The 23,578-nt window shown below is 59.2% G+C and carries 16 protein-coding genes and 1 tRNA gene; 5 read left to right on the top strand and 12 right to left on the bottom strand.

Annotated elements, in window-relative coordinates:
- Window positions 1-69 precede the first annotated feature (69 nt).
- The gene (locus tag Q8X48_RS15190) at window positions 70-2,598 is read left to right on the top strand and encodes a PepSY domain-containing protein (protein ID WP_407800841.1); all 2,529 of its coding nucleotides are present in this window, start codon (window positions 70-72) and stop codon (window positions 2,596-2,598) included.
- A 38-nt stretch (window positions 2,599-2,636) separates the two neighbouring features.
- On the opposite strand, the gene Q8X48_RS15185 is transcribed toward Q8X48_RS15190, so the two are convergent.
- From Q8X48_RS15185 to ptsP, 6 genes are all read right to left on the bottom strand, one after another.
- Complete coding sequence (locus tag Q8X48_RS15185) at window positions 2,637-3,536, bottom strand: hypothetical protein (RefSeq protein WP_407800840.1); 900 nt, start codon at window positions 3,534-3,536, stop codon at window positions 2,637-2,639.
- A 105-nt stretch (window positions 3,537-3,641) separates the two neighbouring features.
- A complete protein-coding gene (locus Q8X48_RS15180) occupies window positions 3,642-5,888 on the bottom strand; it encodes an alpha-xenorhabdolysin family binary toxin subunit A (protein ID WP_407800839.1) in 2,247 nt (748 codons plus the stop codon).
- 283 nt (window positions 5,889-6,171) lie between these two features.
- The gene (locus Q8X48_RS15175) at window positions 6,172-7,761 is read right to left on the bottom strand and encodes an alkaline phosphatase D family protein (RefSeq protein ID WP_407800838.1); all 1,590 of its coding nucleotides are present in this window, start codon (window positions 7,759-7,761) and stop codon (window positions 6,172-6,174) included.
- Between the two features lie 180 nt (window positions 7,762-7,941).
- Entirely contained in the window at window positions 7,942-9,681 is a 1,740-nt protein-coding gene (locus tag Q8X48_RS15170) for a PTS fructose-like transporter subunit IIB (protein WP_407800837.1), read from the bottom strand.
- Between the two features lie 11 nt (window positions 9,682-9,692).
- Window positions 9,693-10,634, bottom strand: coding sequence for a 1-phosphofructokinase (gene pfkB / locus Q8X48_RS15165; protein ID WP_407800836.1), 942 nt, complete (start codon window positions 10,632-10,634; stop codon window positions 9,693-9,695).
- A complete protein-coding gene (ptsP, locus tag Q8X48_RS15160; protein ID WP_407800835.1) occupies window positions 10,634-13,495 on the bottom strand; it encodes a phosphoenolpyruvate--protein phosphotransferase in 2,862 nt (953 codons plus the stop codon). The genes pfkB and ptsP overlap by 1 nt, the downstream gene beginning before the upstream one ends.
- Before the next feature lie 290 nt (window positions 13,496-13,785).
- Between ptsP and cra the strand changes: the two genes are divergently transcribed.
- A complete protein-coding gene (gene cra / locus Q8X48_RS15155; RefSeq protein WP_095965936.1) occupies window positions 13,786-14,781 on the top strand; it encodes a catabolite repressor/activator in 996 nt (331 codons plus the stop codon).
- A gap of 3 nt (window positions 14,782-14,784) precedes the next feature.
- Window positions 14,785-15,564 (top strand): TatD family hydrolase, encoded by a 780-nt coding sequence (locus Q8X48_RS15150; protein WP_407800834.1) that lies wholly within the window; start codon window positions 14,785-14,787, stop codon window positions 15,562-15,564.
- A 124-nt stretch (window positions 15,565-15,688) separates the two neighbouring features.
- Here Q8X48_RS15150 and Q8X48_RS15145 read toward each other — a convergent pair whose 3' ends face one another.
- The 4 genes from Q8X48_RS15145 to Q8X48_RS15130 form a co-directional block, all read right to left on the bottom strand.
- Complete coding sequence (locus tag Q8X48_RS15145) at window positions 15,689-16,393, bottom strand: methyl-accepting chemotaxis protein (RefSeq protein WP_407800890.1); 705 nt, start codon at window positions 16,391-16,393, stop codon at window positions 15,689-15,691.
- Between the two features lie 1,531 nt (window positions 16,394-17,924).
- Window positions 17,925-18,761: a regulatory signaling modulator protein AmpE gene (ampE, locus tag Q8X48_RS15140; protein ID WP_407800833.1), complete on the bottom strand. Its 837-nt coding sequence runs from the start codon at window positions 18,759-18,761 to the stop codon at window positions 17,925-17,927.
- Window positions 18,758-19,318, bottom strand: a complete 561-nt coding sequence (ampD, locus tag Q8X48_RS15135) for a 1,6-anhydro-N-acetylmuramyl-L-alanine amidase AmpD (protein ID WP_407800889.1) — start codon at window positions 19,316-19,318, stop codon at window positions 18,758-18,760. The genes ampE and ampD overlap by 4 nt, the downstream gene beginning before the upstream one ends.
- A 62-nt stretch (window positions 19,319-19,380) precedes the next feature.
- Complete coding sequence (locus tag Q8X48_RS15130) at window positions 19,381-21,567, bottom strand: DUF1631 domain-containing protein (protein ID WP_407800832.1); 2,187 nt, start codon at window positions 21,565-21,567, stop codon at window positions 19,381-19,383.
- Between the two features lie 264 nt (window positions 21,568-21,831).
- On the opposite strand from Q8X48_RS15130, the gene nadC reads away from it, so the two are divergent.
- Complete coding sequence (nadC, locus tag Q8X48_RS15125) at window positions 21,832-22,680, top strand: carboxylating nicotinate-nucleotide diphosphorylase (RefSeq protein WP_015093443.1); 849 nt, start codon at window positions 21,832-21,834, stop codon at window positions 22,678-22,680.
- A gap of 83 nt (window positions 22,681-22,763) precedes the next feature.
- On the opposite strand, the gene Q8X48_RS15120 is transcribed toward nadC, so the two are convergent.
- A complete protein-coding gene (locus Q8X48_RS15120; RefSeq protein WP_015093442.1) occupies window positions 22,764-23,069 on the bottom strand; it encodes a DUF6388 family protein in 306 nt (101 codons plus the stop codon).
- A 226-nt stretch (window positions 23,070-23,295) separates the two neighbouring features.
- Here Q8X48_RS15120 and Q8X48_RS15115 point away from each other — a divergent pair, with 226 nt between their 5' ends.
- Window positions 23,296-23,418: a hypothetical protein gene (locus Q8X48_RS15115; RefSeq protein ID WP_256585663.1), complete on the top strand. Its 123-nt coding sequence runs from the start codon at window positions 23,296-23,298 to the stop codon at window positions 23,416-23,418.
- A gap of 12 nt (window positions 23,419-23,430) precedes the next feature.
- Here Q8X48_RS15115 and Q8X48_RS15110 read toward each other — a convergent pair.
- Window positions 23,431-23,506: transfer RNA gene (locus tag Q8X48_RS15110), tRNA-Thr, on the bottom strand.
- Window positions 23,507-23,578 lie beyond the last annotated feature (72 nt).

The following is a 23,578-nucleotide window of genomic DNA, read 5'->3' as shown; positions in this document are numbered from 1 at the left end:
TGCTTCTCGACAACCCCACGGCATAATGCGCGCCGTGATGAATCAACTTGAACGAACAAGGCGAGTGACGTGTTGAAGAAAACCCTGTTCCAGTTGCACTGGTTTTTCGGCATCAGCGCCGGGCTGGTCCTGGCCCTGATGGGCATTACCGGGGCGGCGGTGTCGTTTCAGGATGAAATCCTGAGCACACTCAACCCTTCTGTGTTGCAGGTCGAAAAACAGCTCGCCGGTGTGCTGCCGCCTGCCGAACTGGTGGAGCACATCGAAGCCGCTTCGGGCAAAAAAGTCTCGATGCTCACCGTGGAAACCGACAGCGGCAACGCCGCTAAAGTGTGGTTCACCCCGCCGCCGGGTGAACGCCGTGGCGAGATGCGCTACTTCGACCCGTACACCGCCGAGCTCCTCGGCGATGCCTCCGGCCGGGGCTTCTTCGGCCTGATGCTGCAACTTCACCGCTTCCTCGCCATGGGCGACACAGGTCGGCAGATCACCGGCGCGTGCACGCTGATCCTGGTGTTCTTCTGCCTGTCCGGCCTGTACCTGCGCTGGCCGCGCCAGTGGAGAAGCTGGCGCGCCTGGCTGACCCTGGACTGGAAGAAAAAGGGTCGCAGCTTCAACTGGGACCTGCACTCGGTGGCCGGCACCTGGTGCCTGGTGTTTTACCTCCTTGCAGCACTGACCGGGTTGTCCTGGTCCTACGAGTGGTACAACAAGGGCCTGACCCGGTTGCTCTCCGACTCACCGCAGAACGAACGCGTTCGCGGCGGACGTGGTCCTGCGCCGCAAGGTCCGGCACCAACAGTCGATTACGCGGCAATGTGGAGCAGCATCTACAGCGCTGCCGGCCCGCAACTCAGTTCCTATAACGTGCGCATGCCGCCAGTGGCCGGCCAGCCAGCGACCGTTAACTTCCTGCTGAAAACTTCGCCCCACGACCGGGCGCTGAACCAGATCACCCTCGACCCGGCCACGGGCGTGGTCAAACGGGTTGACCGCTATAGCGACAAGAGCCTCAAGGCGCAACTGCTGACCAGCATCTATGCACTGCACGTCGGCAGTTACTTCGGCATCGTCGGGCGCATCATCCTGACCCTCACGGCGCTGAGCATGCCGCTGTTCTTCGTCACAGGCTGGATGCTGTACCTGGATCGTCGCCGCAAAAAAAGCCAGATCAAGGATGCGCGCAAAGACCTCGTGCAATCCGCCAGCGATGTGCCAGCGTGGCTGATCGGCTTCGCCAGCCAAAGTGGTTTTGCCGAGCAGCTGGCGTGGCAGACTGCCGGCCAATTACAGGCCGCCGGATTAGCGGTGAAGGTGCAGCCACTGGCAAATGTCAGCGAACAGGATTTACGTGATTCCAGTAATGCGCTGTTCGTGGTCAGCACCTTCGGCGACGGCGATGCACCGGACAGTGCTCGCGGTTTCGAGCGCAAGGTACTGGGTAAGACTTCGACGCTCGACAGCCTGAACTACGCCGTGCTCGGTCTCGGTGATCGTCAATATCAACACTTTTGCGGGTTCGCCAAACGCCTGCATCAGTGGCTGGGCGAACACGGCGGCAAGACGCTGTTCGCGCCAGTGGAAGTCGACAGTGGTGATCCCTACGCCCTGCGTCACTGGCAAACCCAGCTCGGTCTGCTCACCGGGCAGGCACCGGTCGATACCTGGCAGGCACCGGCCTACGACAACTGGACACTGGTGCGTCGCGAACTGATGAACCCTGACAGCAGCGGTTCGCCGGTTTATCTGTTGGGCCTGATTGCTCCGAACACCAGCAGTTGGCTGGCCGGCGATCTCGTCGAAGTGCTGCCACGCAACTGCCCGTGGGCCATCGAACACTTCCTCGACGGCCTCGGTATTCGTGGCGAGACCACAGTGAAAATCAACGGCCTCGAAGAGCCGCTTGAAGTAGCGCTCGCCTCGCGTCAACTGCCGGAACACCGCGCGCATCTGGTGGGCCTGCATGCTCAATCATTGGTCGATGCGATGGTGCCTTTGGCTGTGCGTGAATACTCGATCGCCTCAATTGCAGCAGACGGCGTGCTGGAGCTGATCGTGCGCCAGGAGCGGCATGCCGACGGCAGCCTCGGCATTGGTTCCGGCTGGTTAACCGAACATACGCCGGTGGGTGGCAGCATCAGCCTGAGGGTACGGCGCAACAGCGGATTCCATTTGCCAAACGAGCCGGTGCCGATGATTCTGCTGGGTAACGGCACGGGTCTGGCCGGGTTACGCAGTTTGCTCAAGGCGCGGGTTGCTGACGGTCAACAGCGTCAGTGGCTGCTGTTTGGCGAGCGAAATCGTGAGCACGATTTCCTCTGCCGCGCGGAACTGGAAGAATGGTTGATCAACGGTGATCTGGCGCGTCTCGACCTGGCCTTCTCGCGGGATCAGGCCGAGAAGATCTACGTGCAGGATCGCTTGAAGGAGTCGGCCGAGGAACTGAAAAAATGGCTGGCAGAGGGTGCGGTGATTTACATCTGCGGCAGTATGCATGGGATGGCCAGCGGGGTTGATCAAGTGTTGCAGGAAGTCCTGGGAGCAGCGCAGGTAGAAACGCTTATCGAACAAAACCGTTATCGCCGCGACGTCTATTGAGTGCAGCCGGATCTCATCCGGCTACAACTCCACGTTGCTCATTGTTCTTCAACAGCATATTTACCTTTATGGCGCATGAAGTCTGACCACTCCTGCAACCTGTCTATCCGCAGTTGCAGTGGGGTCAGCAAGCTGGCAACCAGGTTCAGCACCAAGAGCAATGTCGAATACGTCGAGGAAGCTGTTATTGAGGAAAGCCTGTCAATCATCACCGTCAATAACAGCTGAATCCTGTTCAGAAAATTGCCGAAGTTGAATAGTGCGGAAGCGGAGGACGCGTATATGCCTGTCAAACGATACAGCTCCAGCGTTTGCGGTTCAGGATTTCCTCTGTACGGTCTCCTGAAATCGAAGGGGGAGGTCCCGGAACCCGAAGGAGGCTTTTGCGGTGAGTAGCCATACGCCTCTATTTTTTGTTTTCTTGCTGCAACGATGCGGTAGAACATTGGATGAATTCCTCGCTCCATCGAGGAGACATTCAATCTGTACCGTTCAACTGTTTTCAGGTTGGTGCGGCACTGCTCAATGAAATAGCTGACGACTCCGGAAACGTTGTAAAAGCTGCAAATGGCAAGGTGAGGTTGGTGGAAGTCGAAAGGAGCGCACCCCAAAGTATCAACAGCCACCCGTCGATAACGCGTCACGCCTGGCTTGGCCTCAATGAAAACCTGCCGAAGATCTCGGGCTTGATCGACGCAGGCAAGCACTCCCGCCCGTACCGACTCCACATCATCCACCAAGGACTGAAATCTGGAGAGATCGGCGTCAGCCTCTTCACTCAACTTCTGCGCATAGGCACTTAGCACCTTTGATGTTTCAGGAGTGGAGTGAGTGATGAAATCCCTGTGGAGGACCTCGTTCAAGAACAATTTGTATGCGCGCAACGAAATAAAATCATCTTCCTGAAAAAACAGGACATCCCTGCTCTCGTCGCTCATAGGCGCCTCCTGTGAATATTCAATCCCGAGTAATAGAATCATTAAATAACCGTGCATCGAGCGGCTCGACGCACGGCCATTCAAGGGCGGCGTGAAATGTAATACTTACAGATAAGAAAGCTGATTCAGGTAACCGACAAAACCATTGGCGGTAGAGAAAAATTCTGAAATCTGCTTACTTAAGGGCATAGCCTGATGAGCCTTCATCGAGCTCAAGAAACGCAACACTGTTTTGTCGATCTTTTCGAACTCTGCCACGTAGAGCTTGCGCTGCTCATTCATCTCGCCAAAAACTTCGATCAGCTTGATCTTGTCGGCAGTGATTCGTGCACTGCGCTTTTCGGCAGCGATTTGCGCCTGCACCTCCAAAGTCTTATCACGAAGTACCTGATTCTGTTTTACCATCAAGACAAAGGAAACACTCTTAACTGCGCCCTCCAGGTCCTGTTTCACTTTTTCGATCGCTGCCAGCACAAGATCAACCTGAGATGGCTTTGCACCAAGTTTCTTGACCGTTTCAACACTCAGTTCGATATTTTTGGTAATACCTGAAATTCCGAGTTTATTGAGCTCATCCACTGCTTCGTTGATGACTGCACGTTTTTTCTCAAGATCAGTCAGGCTGGAATTCAAACGTTCCAATACGACTTCACGCTCTGAAACGTCATTAATCAACGAGGCTTTGAATCCCTGCACGGTCGTCTCGTCGTAGTCTGCATTGATATTCTTGAGGCTCTCACTCAACGAGCTGGAGACTTCACTGACGGATGCCTGTGCCTCATTTAACAACACAGCCTGCTCGCCATGAATTTCATCGACCTCTTCGGAACCTTCTTGCAGCTCTTCATCGAGCGACATCAACTGTCCAAGCGTGGATTTAAGTAAAAATTCGGTTTTCAGAGCCTTTTCCCTGACCACATTGGAGCAGCTCGAAATGTCGACCGAAAGTGTTTTAAACTTTTCGCTCAAGTCCGGAAGATAATCAGTTTTCATAAACAACAACTTTGCTTCCACCGCACTGTTACGCAGCTTCGAACTGCTGTCCTGCAAGACATCGGTTTGCACGCCAGGGTACATATCACTTTGCATTAAAGATCTCCTTGATCTTTTTCCTTGAAAACCGTACTCCCTCATGTATTCCATTTCCGCCTCGCGAAATAATTCAACAAGGTAATCAGCATTGTTGTGGATCTCGCGCCATGGCGCAGCGACCAAACGAAATTGAGTAATGAAGCCTAGCAAGCGAACGCCGCCTTCGATCTTCGAGATCGCTTTTCCGGAGCTTTCGAGGTAGGTATGGAGCACATTCCAGGTATGAACCACGTTATTTGTCGCCACTTCAGCATCCAGAGCAACCGTCTGCATATCCTGCATGTCACTTCTGATCCGCGCGATCGAGCCCAGGGTCTTGGACTTGCTCTCAAGACTCTTGATGGCCGCTGCCTGGAGGCGGCTCAGATCATTGCGCCGGGATCGAACACTTTCAGCTTCGACTCCGATATAGATGGCAACCCCCAACCCTATGGGCGAAAGTGTGCTCGCCGACTCAAGCGATTTTATGACCAGCGCCTTGTATTCTTTATTCAACTCATCAATCTGATCAGCGCGTTCCTTGATCTCGTTATTCAAACTCTCGATATCCGCCGCGTACGTATTGCTCTCGAGAGCCAGCGCCAGCAACTTGATCGTGGGAATGACATCGTTAGTCAGTTGTCGACTAAACGTATTTAGATCGATTTTGATTTCAACGGCCGTCTGCAGATGCTCCTTGACCTGTTCGAAGATCAGATCCAGAACATCCCCCAGGTCCGGGATGGTGTCCTCTTCCAACGCAAGATCCGGGAACGGTTTGCCTTCTTTCACTTCCCAGTCACGCAATTCCTTGTAGTTGGTGATTTTGTGCGTGCCCAGCGACTTTGCCAGCTTGATTTCAGCGAAAATTTCCTCGACCGAAGTAAGGTATACCTCCATGCTCAAAGCAAACACTTTCAAGTGGGTTCCCGTCAGCATGATGCGAGAGCGCAGGGGGGACCACAAACTGGCATGCGAGTTTATCTTCGTAAAAGAGGCGAGAAAGTCTTCGGTTGTGAAGCCCTTGCCACCGTCTTCGTCGCCAAAGTTCAGATAGGTCGCAAGGGATCGCTCGTTGGTCGGAAGTGCCAACCCTACGGCTTCGTACTTTCGCAGGGAAATAATTTGGGCTTTGGTCAGTATCAAACCGTTTGGGCGAGTAATGTCACTCGTGCCCCCGGTCGACAAGGACATTAGTGATTGGGGGACAACGGCTGCAAGATCTGCAATTTCTTCGTGATTTTTGCCTTCCAGGCTCTTTTCCCACAATATAGCGGACATAGCGACTCCTTTCTAAAATTTGACTCTTAACCAGACCATTTAACTTTCATAGCCTGCTTATCGCCATAAAATTGAGAAAAGAAAGTAAGCAACCCACCTATGTCGATCAAGCGATTAAATATATGAAAATATGATAGCTAGAAAATCGGGATAAAACCCCAGCAAAAAACATCAAACTCAGCGACTAACGAGAGTCACTGAAACTTCAATCAACATCTACACACCAATACCCAGAGCCATGCATTTGACAGTAATGACAAATAAAACCCCGCAACTTCCAGTATCAGCTTTTTGTGCAAAAATCACTTCCCACATAGCGAGCAACTGCCGAGTCACACGGTGACAGTTTTTGCTCGAATACCGACACGCCATCCAGATCGCGCAACACCACGTTCAACTCCCCCGTCTGTCCATCGATATTCACCTCGCCGAAAAACTGAAATCCGGCAAGCGGCGAGGCGTTATGCACAGGGGAGGCCTTCTCGAATACCACTTCAGGGCCAAAGGTCATATCCAGCGAGTCAGGCCCGAAACTGCCCGCATTCAACGGCCCGGCAATAAACTCCCAGAACGGTTCAAAGTCCTGGAACGCTGCCCGATCCGGGTGGTAATGATGGGCCGCGCAGTAATGCACATCCGCCGTCAGAAACAGGAAATTGCGCACCTGCTGCGCCCGCAGGAAACCGAGTAATTCGGCGATTTCCAGTTCGCGACCCCGGGCAGGTCCAGGGTCGCCGTTGGCCACCGCTTCCCACCGTGCGACACCGGGGCTGACTTCACCGTCAGGCGCGCCAAGGCCGATGGACATGTCAGTAGCGATCACTTTCCATTGCGCGTTCGAGGTCTGCATTTCGCGCTTGAGCCAGTCCAGTTGCTCACGCCCGAGAAACGGCCTGGCTTCGCCAAGGTTGTCGTCGTTGGCCCCGCGATAACTGCGCATGTCCAGCACGAACACATCCAGCAGTGGCCCGTAACCGAGCTTGCGATAGATCCGCCCGCCACTCTCGGCACTCTGCAAGCGCATCGGCGCGTATTCGAGCCAGGCCTGACGCGCGCGGTCCACCAGGCTGTGGATATCTTTGCTCTGATATCGTGCATCCGGCTTTTTGCCCGGTGACCAGTTGTTCATCACTTCGTGGTCGTCCCACTGCCAGATCTGCGGGACCTCGGCATTGAAGCGGCGAATGTTTTCGTCCATCAGGTTGTAGCGGTAATTGCCGCGATACTCATCGAGGGTCTCGGCGACTTTGCTCTTGGCCTCGGTGGTGATGTTGCGCCACACCCGGCCGCCTTCCGCGCAGAGCTGCGCCGGGATCGGGTTGTCGGCGTAAATGGTATCGCCGCTGTGGATAAAGAAGTCGGGCAGGCGCCGGCGCATCGACTCGTAGATGCGCATGCCACCAATGTCCGGGTTGATACCAAAGCCTTGGCCGGCCGTGTCGCCACTCCAGACAAACCGGATGTCGCGCCGGGTCTGCGGCACGCTGCGCAAGTGACCGAACCAGGGTTCACTGGCAACACCGCTCTGGGCGTCTTCAAATTGCACTCGATAGAAAATCGCCTGGTCGGCGGGTAGCCCGGTGAGTTCGACCCGGGCAGTGAAATCGGTGCGCGCATCAGCCAGGGGCGAGACAAATCGCCGAGGGTCGGGAAACAGGCTGCGGGTGTCCCACTCCACCACCATCCGTGCGGGGCGGTCGCAGCGACTCCAGATGATCGCCCGGTCACCCAGCAGGTCGCCGGACTGCACGCCGTCGGTGAGTTGCGGTCGCTCCTTGACCGAAGCGATCACCGCCGGCGCCAGCCCCGGCAACAACAACCCGGCGCCGACCGCTTGCATGACACGACGGCGCCCGAGATTGAAATCGCTCATGGGGTTCTCCCTGAAATGGAAAACCAATGCATGGCCCTATGACCCAGACATGACACAAATCCTTCCCACACCCTACCACCCTGTGGGAGCGGGCTTGCTCGCGAAAGCGGAGTGTCAGCGAAGTTGATGTCAACTGACATTCCGCTTTCGCGAGCAAGCCCGCTCCCACACTTATTGGTGTCAGGCCTTGGCTGGCTCCAGTGCCAGCTCCACCGTCTCCGGACGCTTCACCAACGCATACACCACCGCCGTCAACAGACTCCCCGCGACAATCGCCAGCAGATACAACAGCGCATGGTTGATCGCATTCGGGATCGCCAGCACGAACAAACCGCCGTGGGGCGCCATCAGTTTGCAGCCGAAATACATCGACAGCGCACCGGTCAGCGCACCGCCGGCGATACTCGCCGGAATCACCCGCAACGGATCTTTTGCGGCAAACGGAATCGCCCCTTCGGAGATGAAGCATAGCCCCAGCACCAGCGCCGCTTTGCCGGCTTCGCGTTCAGTCTGCGCAAACTTGCGTCGGGCAATGAACGTGGCGATGCCCAGACCAATCGGCGGCACCATGCCGGCGGCCATGGTCGCCGCCATCGGCGCGTAACTCTGCGAGGCCAGCAAGCCGACCGAGAAGGCATAGGCTGCTTTGTTGATCGGTCCGCCGAGGTCGACGCACATCATGCCGCCCAGCAGTACACCGAGCAGGATCGCGTTGGTGGTGCCCATGCTGTCGAGGAAATGCGTGAGTCCAGCAAGCATGCCGGCCACCGGTTTGCCGACCACGTAGATCATCACCAGACCGGTGAACAGACTCGCCAGCAACGGAATGATCAGGATCGGTTTCAACGCCTCAAGGCTCTGGGGTAAACGCGCGTATTTATTGATCGCCCTGGCCGCATAACCAGCGAGGAAACCGGCGATGATCCCGCCGATGAAACCCGCGCCCAAGGTGCTCGCCAGCAGTCCGCCGATCATCCCCGGCGCGAGGCCGGGACGGTCGGCAATGGAATAGGCGATATAGCCTGCCAGCAACGGCACCATCAGTTTGAATGCAGTGTCGCCACCGATCTGCATCAACGCCGCCGCCAACGTGCCCTCTTCCTTGAACGCGGTGATGCCGAACACGAACGACAAGGCGATCAGCAAGCCGCCGGCGACCACCATCGGCAACATGAACGACACGCCGGTCAGCAGGTGTTTGTAAACGCCGGTTTTTTCCTGCTTGACCGTTGTATTGGCAGCGCCTGATGCGCTTTCCTGCTGGCCTTCGGCCAAGGCTTTTTTCAAGGTTGCTTCGGCTTGCTTGAGGGCAATACCGGTGCCACAGCGATAGATTTTCTTGCCGGCGAAACGCTCGGTGGCGACTTCGATATCGGCCGCCAACAGCACCACATCGGCCTCGGCAATCGCCGCTGCGCTCAGTGGATTGCGCGCACCGACCGAGCCCTGGGTTTCCACCTGCAGGTCATAGCCCAGGCGTTTGGCCGCTTGCTGCAAAGCCTCGGCGGCCATGAACGTGTGAGCGACGCCCGTCGGGCACGCGGTGACGGCCACCAGGCGCGGCGCGTTCCGGGCTACAGCCACTGGCTCGATGACCGCTTCAGAAGCGGCGTAAACCTGCGCTTCCCGGGCACCACGTTGCAGCACGGCTTCCACGTCTTGCAGGGCCTGGGCCGGGGTGCTCTGGAACACTCGCTTGCCGACAAACCGCGCCATGTCCACGGGCGCGCTGGTCACCAGCAGCACCCACTCGGCCGCGTCGAGGGTGGCCGCCGACAATTGCTTTTCCGGATGTGCGACATCGGTGATTTCGACACTGGTGCTCCAGCCCTGACGCTGGGCCGCGGCATCAAGCAACCGGGCACACAGCACACTGGTGACCATGCCGTTCGGGCAGGCCGTGATGATGGCTAACTTCATGACAAACCCTCTTATTGTTCTGTCAGGGGACGCACGCGCACACCCTGTTCGAGCTGCGCCAGTTGCGCTGCATCGCCAATGCCGAATCCGATCTGGGTCACTGCCATCGCGGCAATCGCCGTGGCGGTGCGCAAGGTTTGCTCCGGCGTATCGGCACTGAGCAAACCGTGAAGCATCCCCGCCAGCAACGAATCACCCGCGCCCACCGTGCTGGCGACGCTGACCCTGGGTGGCGTGGCATGCAGAGCCGAGCCGACGCTGAACCAGTTCACGCCTTCGGCGCCGTGGGAAATCACCACATGCTCGATGCCTTGGGCGTGCAAACGCTCCGCTGCCAAGGCCTGGGCACTGACCGACACGACCTCGCAGTCCAGCACCTCGGCCAGCTCTTCGGCGTTGGGTTTGATCAGCCAAGGTCCCGCTTTGAGCGCTGCACGCAACGCATCGCCGCTGGTATCGAGGGCAACGTTCAGGCCCTGCGTCTTCAAGCGCAAAATCAGTGCCTGCAACCACTGCGCACTGACGCCCAAGGGCAAGCTTCCGGCGACCACCACCGCATCGTGACCCGGGGCAATCTGCTCCAGTCGATCGATCAAGGCCTGCTGCGCCGCTTCGCTGACCTGCGGCCCCGGTCCGTTGATGTCGGTAATGCGTCCGTCGCTTTCCGCCAGTTTGATGTTGCTGCGGGTTTCACCGGGAACGCGGATGAAGGCGTCGACAAAACCGCGTTTGGCGAACAGCGTTTCAAACGCTTGCAGGTTGTCTTCGCCAAGAAAACCACTGACGGTCAACTGATGCCCGAGGTCGGCCAGCACTTGCGCCACGTTCACACCTTTACCGGCGGCGTGGGTGTGCATGACATCGCTGCGATTGACCTGGCCGGCTTCAAGGCGCGGCAACTGGACGGTCAGGTCCAGCGCCGGGTTGAGGGTCAGGGTGAGAATCCGTGCCATTACAGGGCCTCCACGAGTGCGCGCACTTCATTGGCGCTGCCCACGGCCAAGGCCTGTCGGGCAAGGGTTTGAGTCTGAGTGAAGCCCAGTTCGCGAATCCGCGCCTTGACCTCGGCAATACTGCGCGCGCCGACACTGAGCTCATCCACCCCGAGGCCGACCAGCACCGGCACCGCCAGCGGGTCGGCTGCCAGCTCGCCGCACACGCCGACCCATTTGCCGTGGGCATGGGCCGCGCGCACGGTGATGTCGATCAGTTGCAGCACCGCCGGATGCAAGCCATCGGCCTGGGCCGACAGCGTCGGATGGCCACGGTCGATGGCAAGCGTGTATTGGGTCAGGTCGTTGGTACCGACGCTGAAAAAGTCGACCTCTTTGGCCAGCACCGGCGCCAGCAAGGCCGCCGACGGCACTTCGATCATGATCCCCAGTTGCAGGTCGGCAACCGGGATTTCCAGGCGCAGACGTTCGGTCATGTCTCGGGCCTGGCGCCACTCGTCAACGCTGCCTACCATCGGGAACATGATCCGCAGCGGACGGTTGTCGGCAGCCCGCAGCAAGGCACGCAGTTGCGCTTCCATGATCTGCGGGCGCTGCAAGGTCAGGCGAATGCCACGCACGCCGAGAAAGGGGTTTTCTTCCTTCGCAATCGGCCAGTACGGCAGCGGTTTGTCGCCACCGACATCGAGAGTACGCACCACCAGCGGTCGCCCGGCCAGACCGTCGAGGACGCGGCGGTACTCGGCTTCCTGGGTCGCTTCGTCGGGCGCTTGCGGGTGGGCCATGAAAATCAGTTCGGTGCGCAACAGGCCGATACCTTCGGCGCCCTGCTCCACCGCACTGGTGACGCCGGCACTTTCGCCGATATTGGCGAACACTTCGACGGCATGGCCGTCGCTGGTCAGTGCCGGTTGGTGGCGTTGCTCGGCGGCTGCCTTCAAGCGCTGCTCGCGGGTATCGCGTTCGGTCGTGGCGCGCTGCAAGGTCATCGCGTCAGCGTCCACATGCAGACGCCCACGCTGGCCATCGAGCAGCAATGGCGTACCCGACGCCAGCAGCAACACGCCAGGGCCGGCGCCGACCAATGCCGGAATGCCCAGGGCCCGGGCAACAATCGCACTGTGCGCCGTAGCGCCGCCCCGTGCGGTGAGAATCCCGGCCACGCGAGCCGGGTCCAGACGCGCGACGTCGGACGGGCCGACCTCGTCCATCACCAGAATGTACGGTTGATCCGGCTCGCTCGGGGTTTCGATGCCACTGAGTTGCAGCAATACGCGACGCCCGATGTCGCGCAAGTCGGCAGCGCGCTCGGCGAGCAAGGCATCCTGCAACGCTTCCTGCTGCAGGGCCGCCGCTTCAATCACGACCATCCACGCAGCCTCCGCGCTTTCGCCCTGCTTGAGGCGCGTATCGACCTCATCGGTCAGTTCCGGGTCGTCGAGCATCTCCTGGTGGGTGATGAAAATTTCGCGAATGGCTTTGCTTTTGCTGCGCTCGATCAATCCCTGGATGTCCCGGCGCACCTGCGCCAGCGCGTGCTGGAGACGTTCACGCTCGATGGCGGCGGATTCACCGCGCAACGGGTAATCGATGCTTTGCAGGACTTGAATATGCGCCGGACCGATGGCAATGCCCGGGGCGGCGGCAATGGCCTGGACCACGCTGCCGGATGTCGGGGCGAGGATCACTTGGGCCATATCGGCAACGACTTCCCGTGCCTGGCTGACTGGCGGCAGCGGCTCGACTTCCTCACCGAGGCCTTCTTCGATGGCGGCCAACAAGGCCGGCAACGCATCCGCCGCGATGCCCGGTTCGGCGATGAATTCCAGGACCTGCCCGCGACGGGCGCCGAGGCTGAGCAGTTTGCTCAGGCTCTTCACCGACACCGCGCTGTCGTGGCCGTCGACGATCCGCACGCGGATTTCACCCTCAAAACTTTTCGCCAGTTGCGCGAGGATTTTCGCCGGCCGCGCATGCAAACCATGAGCATTGGCCAAGGCAATGCGCGCACTGGGCCAGTCGGCGGGCACTTCGCCACGGAGCACTTCGAGAACTTTGCGACTGCTGGTGGCACGCCCCAATTCATGGCCACGTCCTTCGATCAACAACGCGCACAGGCGCTCGAGCAGGGCTTGATGGGCTTCACCGAGGCTGGCCAGGCAGAACAGTCCATTGAGCGGCTGGCCGAGATAGCGCAGTGGTTTGTCCGGGGTGACGAAGGCCAGACCGGGGCGTTTCACCGTTTGCTCGCTGTGCAGCCACCACAGGCCATCGCCCAACGGCAACGCTTCAACCTGTTGCAGCACGGCGGAAAAACCATTGCTCACGCAGTCGGCCTGGCGCAACAAACGTGCGCCGCGCCACACCAGCTCCTCGAAATCTTCGGCCGCCACACCGAGGCCGATCATCTGCGCATCCAGCGCCAGCTCCTGCGGCGCGCCTTGCAGCAATTTCAGCAGCGCTTCAGCGGAACCGGCGCGACGCAGTGCCTGGCCCAGGTCAGTCTCGCCGAGGGCGCGGGTCAGCAATTGCAATAGGCGCAGATGCTCATCGGATTTGGCTGCGATACCGATCGCCAGGTAAACGATATGACCGTCGCCCCAGTCCACACCTTCAGGGAACTGCATCAGGCGCACACCGGTGGTGAACACCAGGTCGCGGGTTTCGGGGGTACCGTGGGGAATGGCAATACCTTGACCGAGAAAGGTCGAGCCCTGGGCCTCCCGCGCCTGTAAACCGGCCAGATAACCCTCGGCAACCAGGCCGTCGGCGACCAGATGCCGAGCCAGCAATTGCAGCGCTGCGGATTTATCCACAGCCGACTGGCCCATGGAAATCTGCTCTACAGTGAGCTCGAGCATGCTTTCTCCTTTTTGGCGCCTTGGGGCACCAGGTATTGTTTTGAATGAGTCAGCTTAGGCGCTTGGTCATCGCTTTTGGCGGTTTCACGGCAGAACCGGCCAAAGGCACCTAAAACGTAGAAAATACGCCTGCTGAAACGTTTAATCTAGATCGATTGGCACGTTACTCGATATTGGCCCATCCTTGAAGTCCAACTTGTCGGATGCGTTGCGACAATGGTCGCCTGCCTTAATCGGTTAGGATTGACGAAAATGTCGAGGCAATCTCGAAAAAACAAGGAAACAGCGGGTTGAAACTCAGTGATATTGCCCAGTTGGCCGGTGTGTCCGTCACCACCGCCAGCTATGTCATCAATGGCAAGGCCGAACAACAGCGCATCAGTAGCGCCACCGTCGAACGCGTGCGCGCGGTCGTCGAACAACATGGCTTCACGCCTAACCCACAGGCCGCCGGCTTGCGCAGCCGACACACGCGCACGTTGGGGTTCATTCTGCCGGATCTGGAAAACCCCAGTTACGCGCGAATCGCCAAATTGCTCGAACAAGGCGCACGCGCCCGCGGTTATCAGCTGCTGATCGCCAGTTCCGACGATGCCCCGGACAGCGAGCGGCAATTGCTGCAACTGTTCCGCGCCCGGCGCTGCGACGCGCTGATCGTTGCCAGCTGCCTGCCGGCCGGCGACGACAGCTATCACCAGTTGCAAGCCAAGGGCATACCGATCATTGCCATCGACCGGGTCATGGAGCCCGAGCACTTCTGCTCCGTGATCAGCGACGACCGCGAGGCCAGCCTGCAACTGACCCGCAGCCTGCTGGAGCCGCAGCCCAAACAGATCGCCCTGATCGGTGCCCGCCCGGAACTGAGCATCAGCCGGGAGCGCGCCGCGGGCTTCAATGAGGCCCTCACCGGGTTCAACGGCGAAGTACTGATCGAAGAAGGCGAATCCTTCAGCCGCGAGTGCGGCAAACAATTGATGGAAGAGTTGCTGCTGCGCCTGGGCCATTTGCCCGATGCGTTGGTGACCACCTCCTACGTGTTGCTTCAGGGCGTGTTCGATGCGCTGCACGACTTCCCACTGAAAAACCGTCCGCTGCGCCTCGGCACATTCGGTGACACCCAGTTGCTGGACTTCCTGCCATTGCCGGTCAACGCCATGGCCCAGCAACACCAGTTGATCGCCGACAAGGCCCTCGCGCTGGCCCTGGCAGCCATTGAGCAGTCGGATTACCGGCCCGGCGTACAAGCCATTGCGCGCACGTTCAAGCAGCGTATTCGCCAGGACTGAACCGTGGAGCTGATCGATACCCACACCCATCTGGATTTTCCGGACTTCGACGCTGACCGCCAGGCGTTGCTGGCCGAAAGCCGCGCCCTCGGGGTGCGGCGGATCGTGGTGCTGGGGGTTTACCAGGCCAATTGGCAACGGGTCTGGGAGTTAGTGCAGAGTGACCCCGACCTGCACGCCGCGTTCGGGCTGCATCCGGTGTATCTGGACGATCATCGCCCGCAACACCTGAGCGAACTCGGTGACTGGCTGACCCGTCTGGCCGGCCATCGGCAACTGTGTGCGGTGGGCGAGATCGGTCTGGACTACTTCATCGAATCCCTCGACCGCGACCGCCAACAGGCGTTGTTCGAGGCGCAATTGCAACTGGCGGCAGACTTCAATCTTCCGGCATTGATCCATGTGCGGCGTAGCCATGCGGCGGTGATTGCCACACTTAAACGGTTTCGCCTGAAACGTGCCGGGATCATCCACGCCTTCGCCGGCAGCAAGGAGGAGGCGCGGGAATACATCAAGCTCGGTTTCAAGCTCGGCCTTGGCGGTGCCCCGACCTGGCCACAGGCGCTGCGCATGCACCGCGTGCTCGCTGAGCTGCCTCTGGATTCGGTGGTGCTGGAAACCGACTCGCCGGACATGGCGCCCGCCATGTTCCCCGGCCAGCGCAACAGCCCGGCACACTTGCCGGCGATATGCGCGGCGCTGGCCGGCATCATGGCGATCAGCCCCAAGCAATTGGCCGCGGCCAGTACAGCCAATGCCTGCGAGTTGTTTAACTGGTCATAACTGCCGGCACCAGCCAACTGTGGGAGCGGGCTTGCTCGCGAAAGCGATCTTTCAGTCACATTAATGTTAGATGTGCCGCCGTCTTCGCGGGCAAGCCCGCTCCCACAGGGTCCCGAGGAGAATTTCAGACCCGGAACGCACTGATCAACTGTTTCAACTCCACGACCTGAGCCGACAACGCCCGGCTGGCGTCTTCGGTCTGGTGCGCACCTTCTGCGGTACGCTCGCCGGCACGATTGATCTCGACGATGTTCTGGTCGATGTCGTGGGCCACGGCGGTTTGTTGCTCCACGGCGGCGGCAATCTGCTGGTTCTGGTCGACGATCATACCGACCGCTCCCAGAATATTTTCCAGCGCCCGCTGGACCTTCTCCGACTGCCCCACCGTGCCGTTGGCCATTTCATGGCTGGTGCCCATGGCCTTGACCGCCGCGCCGACACCGCCATGGAGCTTGGCGATCATCTGCTCGATTTCTTCGGTCGATTGCTGGGTACGCTTGGCCAGGGTCCGGACTTCATCGGCGACCACGGCGAAACCGCGCCCCTGCTCACCGGCCCGTGCGGCCTCGATAGCGGCATTGAGTGCCAGGAGGTTGGTCTGCTCGGCGATGCTCTTGATCACTTCCAGAACGCGGCTGATGGACTGGCTGTCGCTGGCCAGTTGATTGATCACTAGCACCGACTGATCGATTTCGTTGGCCAGTGCGGCAATGCTGCCTTGCTGCGACTCCACCAGACCGCGACCGCTGATGGTTTCGTCGTTGACACTGTGGGCGCTGCTCACCGCCGCAGCAGCACTGCGCGCGACCTCCTGGGAAGTGGCCGACATCTGGTTCATCGCCGTGGCCACTTGTTCGATCTGTGCGCGCTGCCCGGCGACGGCCTGATTGCTTTGCGCGGAAACGTTTTGCACCTGACCGGCCTGGCGCTCGACTTCGCTGACGGTCTGCCCCACCCGTTCGATCAGGTCATGGATTTTCTTCACGGTGCCGTTGAACACCTCGCCCAATTCGCCCAGCTCGTCACGGCTGTGGGCGCTAAAGGTCACGGTCATGTCGCCGGCCGCCACTTTGTCCATCACCGCTCCCAGACGCTTGAGCGTGGTGCGGGTCGAGGCATAGAAAGCACCGTAGAGATAAAAGATCAACACGAATACGACTGATAACGCCACGGCCTGCAAGACCATGTGCGTGCGGTTCTGGTCCAGGCGTTGCTGCAACTGCGGCCCCAGATACTTGAGGGTTGCTTCGTTGAGTTGGTAAGTCTGGTCCATCAGGGCGCTGACCTGATCGTAAAAGCCCTGCCACGGCGCATCGAGGGTATCGGCCATGACCACTTGCTCTTCGAACAGCTCGCTGGCCTTCTTCAAGGATGCCCGGCTGCTATCGGCCTGAGCGGCCAGGGTGTCGCGGGCGGCTTTGCTGGAACCCAAGGCGTCCTGCAACTTCAGGCCATATTCGGCCTGGAGCTTTTCAATCTGCGCCAGCAACTCATCGAAACGGGTACTCGAAGCCGAGTTGATGAAACCCTGCCCCAACGAGTAAGACCCCATTGCCCGACCTTCGCCCAGAATCTGGGTGACACGTGGTGTGACGAGGGTGACGAGTTCGCTCAATTGGCGCATGTCGCTCTGGTTGTCGCGACTGAGGCCGGACTGGCTGGTGATGAGCTGGCCGAAAATCTGCGCGCTGCCCACAAGCTTGCCGATCAGGGCACTTTTGCTTTGCAGGGAGTTTTCCGTTTGCTGAGCCTTGAACGCGGCGATCATTTCATCGCGCTTGCCATCAAACACCGCGACCTGCTCCGGGTCGCTGGTCATCGCCGTCAGCCCTTGCAGGCGAGTCAGAATATTCTGCTCGAGGGTACTGATTTTCGATTCGACATTGCCGGCCTTGCCGGATTGGCCGAGGCTGACATTGATCTGCACCAGGTTGTTCAGGGTTTCCAGATCACGGCGTAACGTCAGGCTGCTGCCCAACAGGTCGAGACTTTGCAGTTCGATGCGCGTCCCCTGGAACTCGCGGTAGGAGTCACGCACCAGATAGAAGTTGGTCACCAGCATCGGCACCAGGAACAGTACGCTGATCAGGCTGAACTTCATGCCGAAGCTCAGGCGATTCATCAGTGCGACAGCGGGATAGAGCAAGCTCTTCACTGGATGTCTCCCTTCAATTTCTTATTTTTTTTATTGGCAGGCGCAGACAGACAGCAGATAGCCACTATACGGCGCTATCTCTGTATAACTTAAATCGGCAGGATGTTTTGTAACTTAAGGTTAACGACAGGGCGAAGCACTTCAGGCAAGTGATCACCCTGTGGCGAGGGGGCAAGCCCCTTCGCCACAATGGCTCAGTGCAGGCCTAATGCAGGACCGTCCACAACGCAAACCCGGCATACCAGAGCACCGCCGCACGCAGCAGCAGCGCCCAGATGCGGTCCAGGTTGTTGATACCTTCCACGCCGGCCACCGGTGCCGGAATTTCACCGGCCACCAGCCCGACCTTCACGATCAATTGCGCGGCGCTGATGTTCCAGTTCAGCAGTTCATGCAGCATCACCCGACTGACCGCGACAAAATTGCCGACCAACGCCAGGCTCGCCGCCAGCAGACGCACCGGCAACCAGTCGAAGGCGTGACGCAGTTGCCCGGCGCGCTCGACCAGCGCCGGGTTTTCCCCGTGTTCTTCGGCCAGCGCCAGCAGCCGATAACTCAGCGCCGCGACCGGCCCCAACAGGAAGTACCAGAAAATCACCGCGAAAAAGCTCTGGTAGGCCTCCCACAGCAAATGCCCTTCGACCTGCTCCAGCAACTGCTCGCCACTGTCTGCACAGATATCCAGATCGCGCTTGGCGACAAGGGCCGCTGCTTGCAGATCCTCCCGACGCCAGGCATCGCGGAACGGCCCGAGATCGCCCAGCAGATCACCGCGCCCCAGGCTGTAGATCACGACCAGCAAATGGATCGGCAACGCGAGCAACCCGTAGGCCACCGGCTCGATGACGACCAGCAGCAATCCCAGCAACGCCACCGGCAACAAGACCACCACCGACAACACCAGCCATGGCCGGCCCGAAAGCCGCGGGCTGGTCTCAAGCTTGTTCAGCTCGCGCGTCCAGCCACTGTCACGCTGAACCTGATGGCGCAGGGCCGAGAACTTTTCGATCCACACCGCCAATAGCAACACCAGAAAACTCATTGCCCATCCTCTTGTGCCAGGGCGGCACGATAGCGTGCCCAGTCGAACGCCGGCCCTGGATCGGTTTTGCGCCCGGGTGCAATGTCGCTGTGCCCGCAGATGCGCTCTGTGGTGATTGCCGTGAACGCCTGTTGCAACTGGCGGGTCAGGGCTGTCAAAGCGTTGTATTGCGCGTCGGTGAACGGCAGATCATCCGTGCCTTCGAGCTCAATGCCCACGGAAAAATCGTTACAGGTTTCCCGCCCCTCGAAGCTCGAGACCCCTGCATGCCACGCACGCTCAAGGCATGAAACAAACTGGGTGACCGTTCCGTCACGCTCGATCAGAAAGTGCGCGGACACCCGCAAATCCGCAATCCCTTCAAAATAGGGATGCTCGGTGACATCCAGGCGATTCTGGAAAAACTCCTGCACCTTGCCCGTGGCGAACTGCGCCGGTGGCAGGCTGATGTTGTGGATCACCAGCAGGGAAATCTCGTCTGTGGGGCGCGCATTGAAGTTGGGTGAGGGGCAGACATGCACACCCTGAATCCAACCGCTCGCGGGGTCCAACTGCATACCGATTCCTTCAACGTCGACTGTGTTGGCACAGTATGCCGCGATATTCCCCCAAGGCGCGATCACTTGCCGCGCTTGAGGCGCTTGAGGTTGCCGATCACCCGCTCGAGAGCTCGCTCGAACAGCAAGGTGTCGTCAAGCACTCGCGCCACACCATTGCGCAGCTCCAGGGCCAGCTCAGGGCGACTGCGCTCGAGCACTTTCATGCCGGTGCGGTTGACGAAGATGTATTGGCCGGTGGTTGCAATGATAGCCACCAGTTTCCAGCGAAGGCTGTTTTCCGGGTCTTCCTGAAACTCGACCCAACAGCCCGGAAGCATTTTATCGACCTGACGCAACCCCGCATCGTCCGCCAGCAAACGTATCGGCTCACTGTGCACCTGACTTTCGTCAGCCATGTGCAGGACGACAGGCGTCAGCACCTCGATCATCAGCGACGCACTGGCAGATGAGCCCCCCGCTGCCTGAACGTGCAAGCTTTCCAGCTCGCTGAAAAATTCGCTGGCGGTAAACGGATCGAACGCCGATGAGTTCAGCCCGTCGCGCAATGACTTGAGCAAATCCGGTACCAGGGCCAACATCCTGGTCGCATCGGACTCGTGGTGACGCTGAACGCTCCAGACCAATTGCTCCAGGGTACGCACATCGGCATGCCACTCTGCCGACTGATCGCCATGCTTGAGGTACGTCAGCAGCAGTACTTTGCTCCAGGCCTCCTGGACAAACCCCAACACGCCTTGCGGCAGGAACTTGCCAAACAACGCCTGATTCAGCACCTGCTCGACACGCTGGCGGGCCAGCCCGGTCTTGGCCCGTCCTTCCTCGGCATCACGAATGCGCTGCTCGAGCAGCTCGCTGCGACGGCGCTCGTCCTGGGTAAACGCGAGAAAATCGGCCAGCAGTTCGGAAAATATTGCGGGGTCATCGACAAAGTCATTCAACAAACGCTGTACGACCTGATCGATGCGCACGTACAGGCTGTCACGCTGATGATCGTCACAGGCGTCCCAACCCATTGCCGCGCTGGCGATTTCGTTGAGCAGGCGTCGTGCCGGATGACTGCTGCGACTGAAGAAACTCTTGTCGAGCACCGCCACCTTGACCAGTGGAATCTGCAGTCGGCCGATCAGCGCCTTGAGCGGATCCGGCAGATTGCGATCATCGAGCATGCATTCGAACAGCATGGCGACCAGGTTGATCACATCTTCATCGGCCTCCCCGAGAACCCGCGACCTGCCACTTTTGACGCTGACCCGGGTGAGTAACTGTTCGAGCTGGTTGCGCAGGTCAAAATCGTCCACGACTTCCGGAGCCGGCACGTATTGCTGCAAATGCGACAGCAGGCGCAACAGATCGCGCGTGGATATCGGCAGCGCAGTGGCACTGACTTCCAGCGTTGGCGACAGGCTGCCGCGAACGTTGAACAGCAGGGCCTGCAACGCGGCGAAAACCTCCTGGACATTGTCATCGATGGGCAAGCAGGCCGCAGTGACGGCCCCATCGGTCGATTCGACGAAGGCGCTGTCGGGTCGGCCCGTGGCACTACGCATCGGGGCCGGTTTAAGGTCAGGTAACACACCGGTAGCGAGCAGCAGTTGATTGGCTTCGGCGTAAAGCCGATCGGTCTCGCTGAGCACATAACGCTCGAACAACCCGAGGATGATCAGCTTGACCTTGATCTCCAGTCCCAGCTGGCGTGCAGCCTGCAAGAAGTATCCGCAGAGCATCGCCGGGCTCATGGGGTTGTGCAGATCGCCCAACACCTTGCCCGACAAGGCGCAGAGTCGGGCCGTCAGTTGATCCAGGGCCAACCCGTCACGGTCCAGCACCCGGCTGACCATCGCATCCACCGCGGCTGAACGCTCCCGCTCCTCATCGGTTTGCGCCAAAGATGCATCGGCCGCCAAGGCCTGGGGCATGGCGGCAATGGCAGGGTCGTATTGGGCAAGCCGGATGAACGCGCCGAAGAACTGCTCGAGAAACACCCGCTCGATGCTTTTGTGCTTGAGACGCAAATCGCGCATTGTTTGAAAGAAGATGTTCTGCTCAACGTCACAGCGAGCTCGGTCGGCCATTTCGAAGAGGGTGTCGTCGGCGTTATCGAACAACGCCTGCAATCCGTGTCGCAGCTGTTGTGCGGCCTTGTCGCGGACCTGGAGAAGAATCGCCGGCAGTCGGGCGAGTGGCGAGTGAGCCACCTGGTCGGTAGTTGCCTTGTGCAAAGGCACTACATTCCCGTCGTTGTGCATTCGGCCTCCCTGGAACGGTAATGCTTCGAATCGTCAAATCGATGACGTCAAATACAAGGCGAATTATCTTGTAAAAGCTCCACCTTGCGCCAGAAGACTCTGCACCTCATCTCAAACAGGCGTTTGCTCGGTATCGATGGCCCACACCGACACCCTCAGGGATTCGACCAAATGCAGGCGCCATTGCCAACGTAATGCTCTGATGCCTTGGGTTGGTCCATGCCATGGCCCTATAATCGAGCCACTTTGTTTGTGGAGTCCGTTATGCCGAATCTACGTCTCGCCGATCTGACCGCCGAAATCGAAGCCAACGTGCGCCGTGCGTTGCTTGAAGACATCGGCAGCGGCGACATCACCGCGCAGTTGATCCCGGCCGAACGCCTGGCCACAGCCACCATCATCACCCGCGATGCGGCCGTCATCAGCGGCACCGCCTGGGTGGATAACGTGTTTCGGCAACTGGACCCACGGGTGGCGGTGCACTGGCAGGTTGCAGACGGTGAACGGGTGACGCCCAATCAGGTGCTGTTCCACCTCGAAGGCCCGGCGCGCTCACTGCTGACCGGCGAACGCAGCGCCCTGAACTTCCTGCAACTGCTCTCGGGCGTAGCCACCCGCGCGCAATACCTGGCGGACTTCGTGGCCGAGACTCAGGTCAAGCTGCTCGACACCCGCAAAACGCTGCCGGGGCTGCGCCTGGCGCAAAAGTACGCCGTAACCTGCGGCGGTTGCCACAACCACCGCATCGGCCTGTATGACGCCTTCCTGATCAAGGAAAACCACATCGCCGCCAGCGGCGGCATCGCGCAGGCCATCGCGGCCGCGCACAAGATCGCCCCGGGCAAGCCGGTCGAGATTGAAGTGGAAAGCCTGGATGAACTGAAAGAAGCGCTGGCGGCCGGTGCCGACATCATCATGCTCGACGAACTGAGCCTGGACGACATGCGCGAAGCCGTGCGCCTGAATGCTGGCAAGGCCAAGCTGGAGGCCAGCGGCGGGATCAACGAGAGCACGTTGCTGCCGATTGCCCGGACCGGTGTGGATTACATTTCGATCGGTGCAATGACCAAGGATGTGAAGGCGGTCGATCTGTCGATGCGCTTGAGTATTTGAGAAGCAGTTAATAGCGACAAGCTGCAAGCTTCAAGCGGATCTGCCTTGACTTGAAGCTTGCCGCTTGAAGCTTGAAGCTGCTCTCAAACCACCAAATTGTTCATCTCGCAGTACTCTTCCCACTCGACGCCCAGCACCTCGGCCGCTTCTTTGTGCAACTTCAGGCGTTCTGTCTCGTACTCCTCCGGGGTCGAGGTGTACTTGAGCGTCAGCTCCCACGGCTGCAAGCCCTGGGCTTCGGCTTCATCCTCGAAGGCCCATTGAATCTGGTCTTTCTGATCGTCCGGACTCAAGTCCTTGATCTCGTCCATCAATTCGGGCGCGTCCAGCACGTACTTCTTGAGGGCTTCTTCGTGTCTTTCTTCTTGGCTCAATTCTTTTACGGTCATGTTGTTCTCGCTGATCTGGGGAATGGAAGATGGATCTGGATCATCAAGGATCTCTCTGACGCAGAAGAACCGCTTGTAGCCCGGTCTGTCTGGCCTTCAGAACCATTCGGGATCATCTGAAAACTGCTGGGCGAAGCTCATGCAGGCTCCGAATATAGGATGTTTGTCGGACGATTTGCACGTCTCTTTACATCTCCCCACAAAAAGTTGTGCACAGGATGCGCTGATGGCGGCGAGAAGTTCAGACAGCAGCGGGATTTCCAGCCTGAAACGGGAAGTCAGCGATCAGGACCGCGAACCCGACAACCTCAAGCGGACCGTCGAAGACTTGAGCAGAAAGGTGAAATAACCAGAGGGGAGATGGTGCCCGAGACAGGAATCGAACCTGCGACCTTCGCGTTACGAGTGCGCTGCTCTACCGGCTGAGCTACACGGGCGGTGGGCTAAACCTAGCATTGCTATCGAGGTCCGGCAACTTCGCGCAATGTCTCGATGTTTCGCAGACAAAA

This window comes from Pseudomonas sp. QLc11A (assembly GCF_052112305.1).
Taxonomy (GTDB): Bacteria; Pseudomonadota; Gammaproteobacteria; order Pseudomonadales; family Pseudomonadaceae; genus Aquipseudomonas; species Aquipseudomonas laurylsulfatiphila.
The sequence above is the reverse complement of the archived record's forward strand: the minus strand, read 5'-3'. Positions and strand labels throughout refer to the sequence as shown.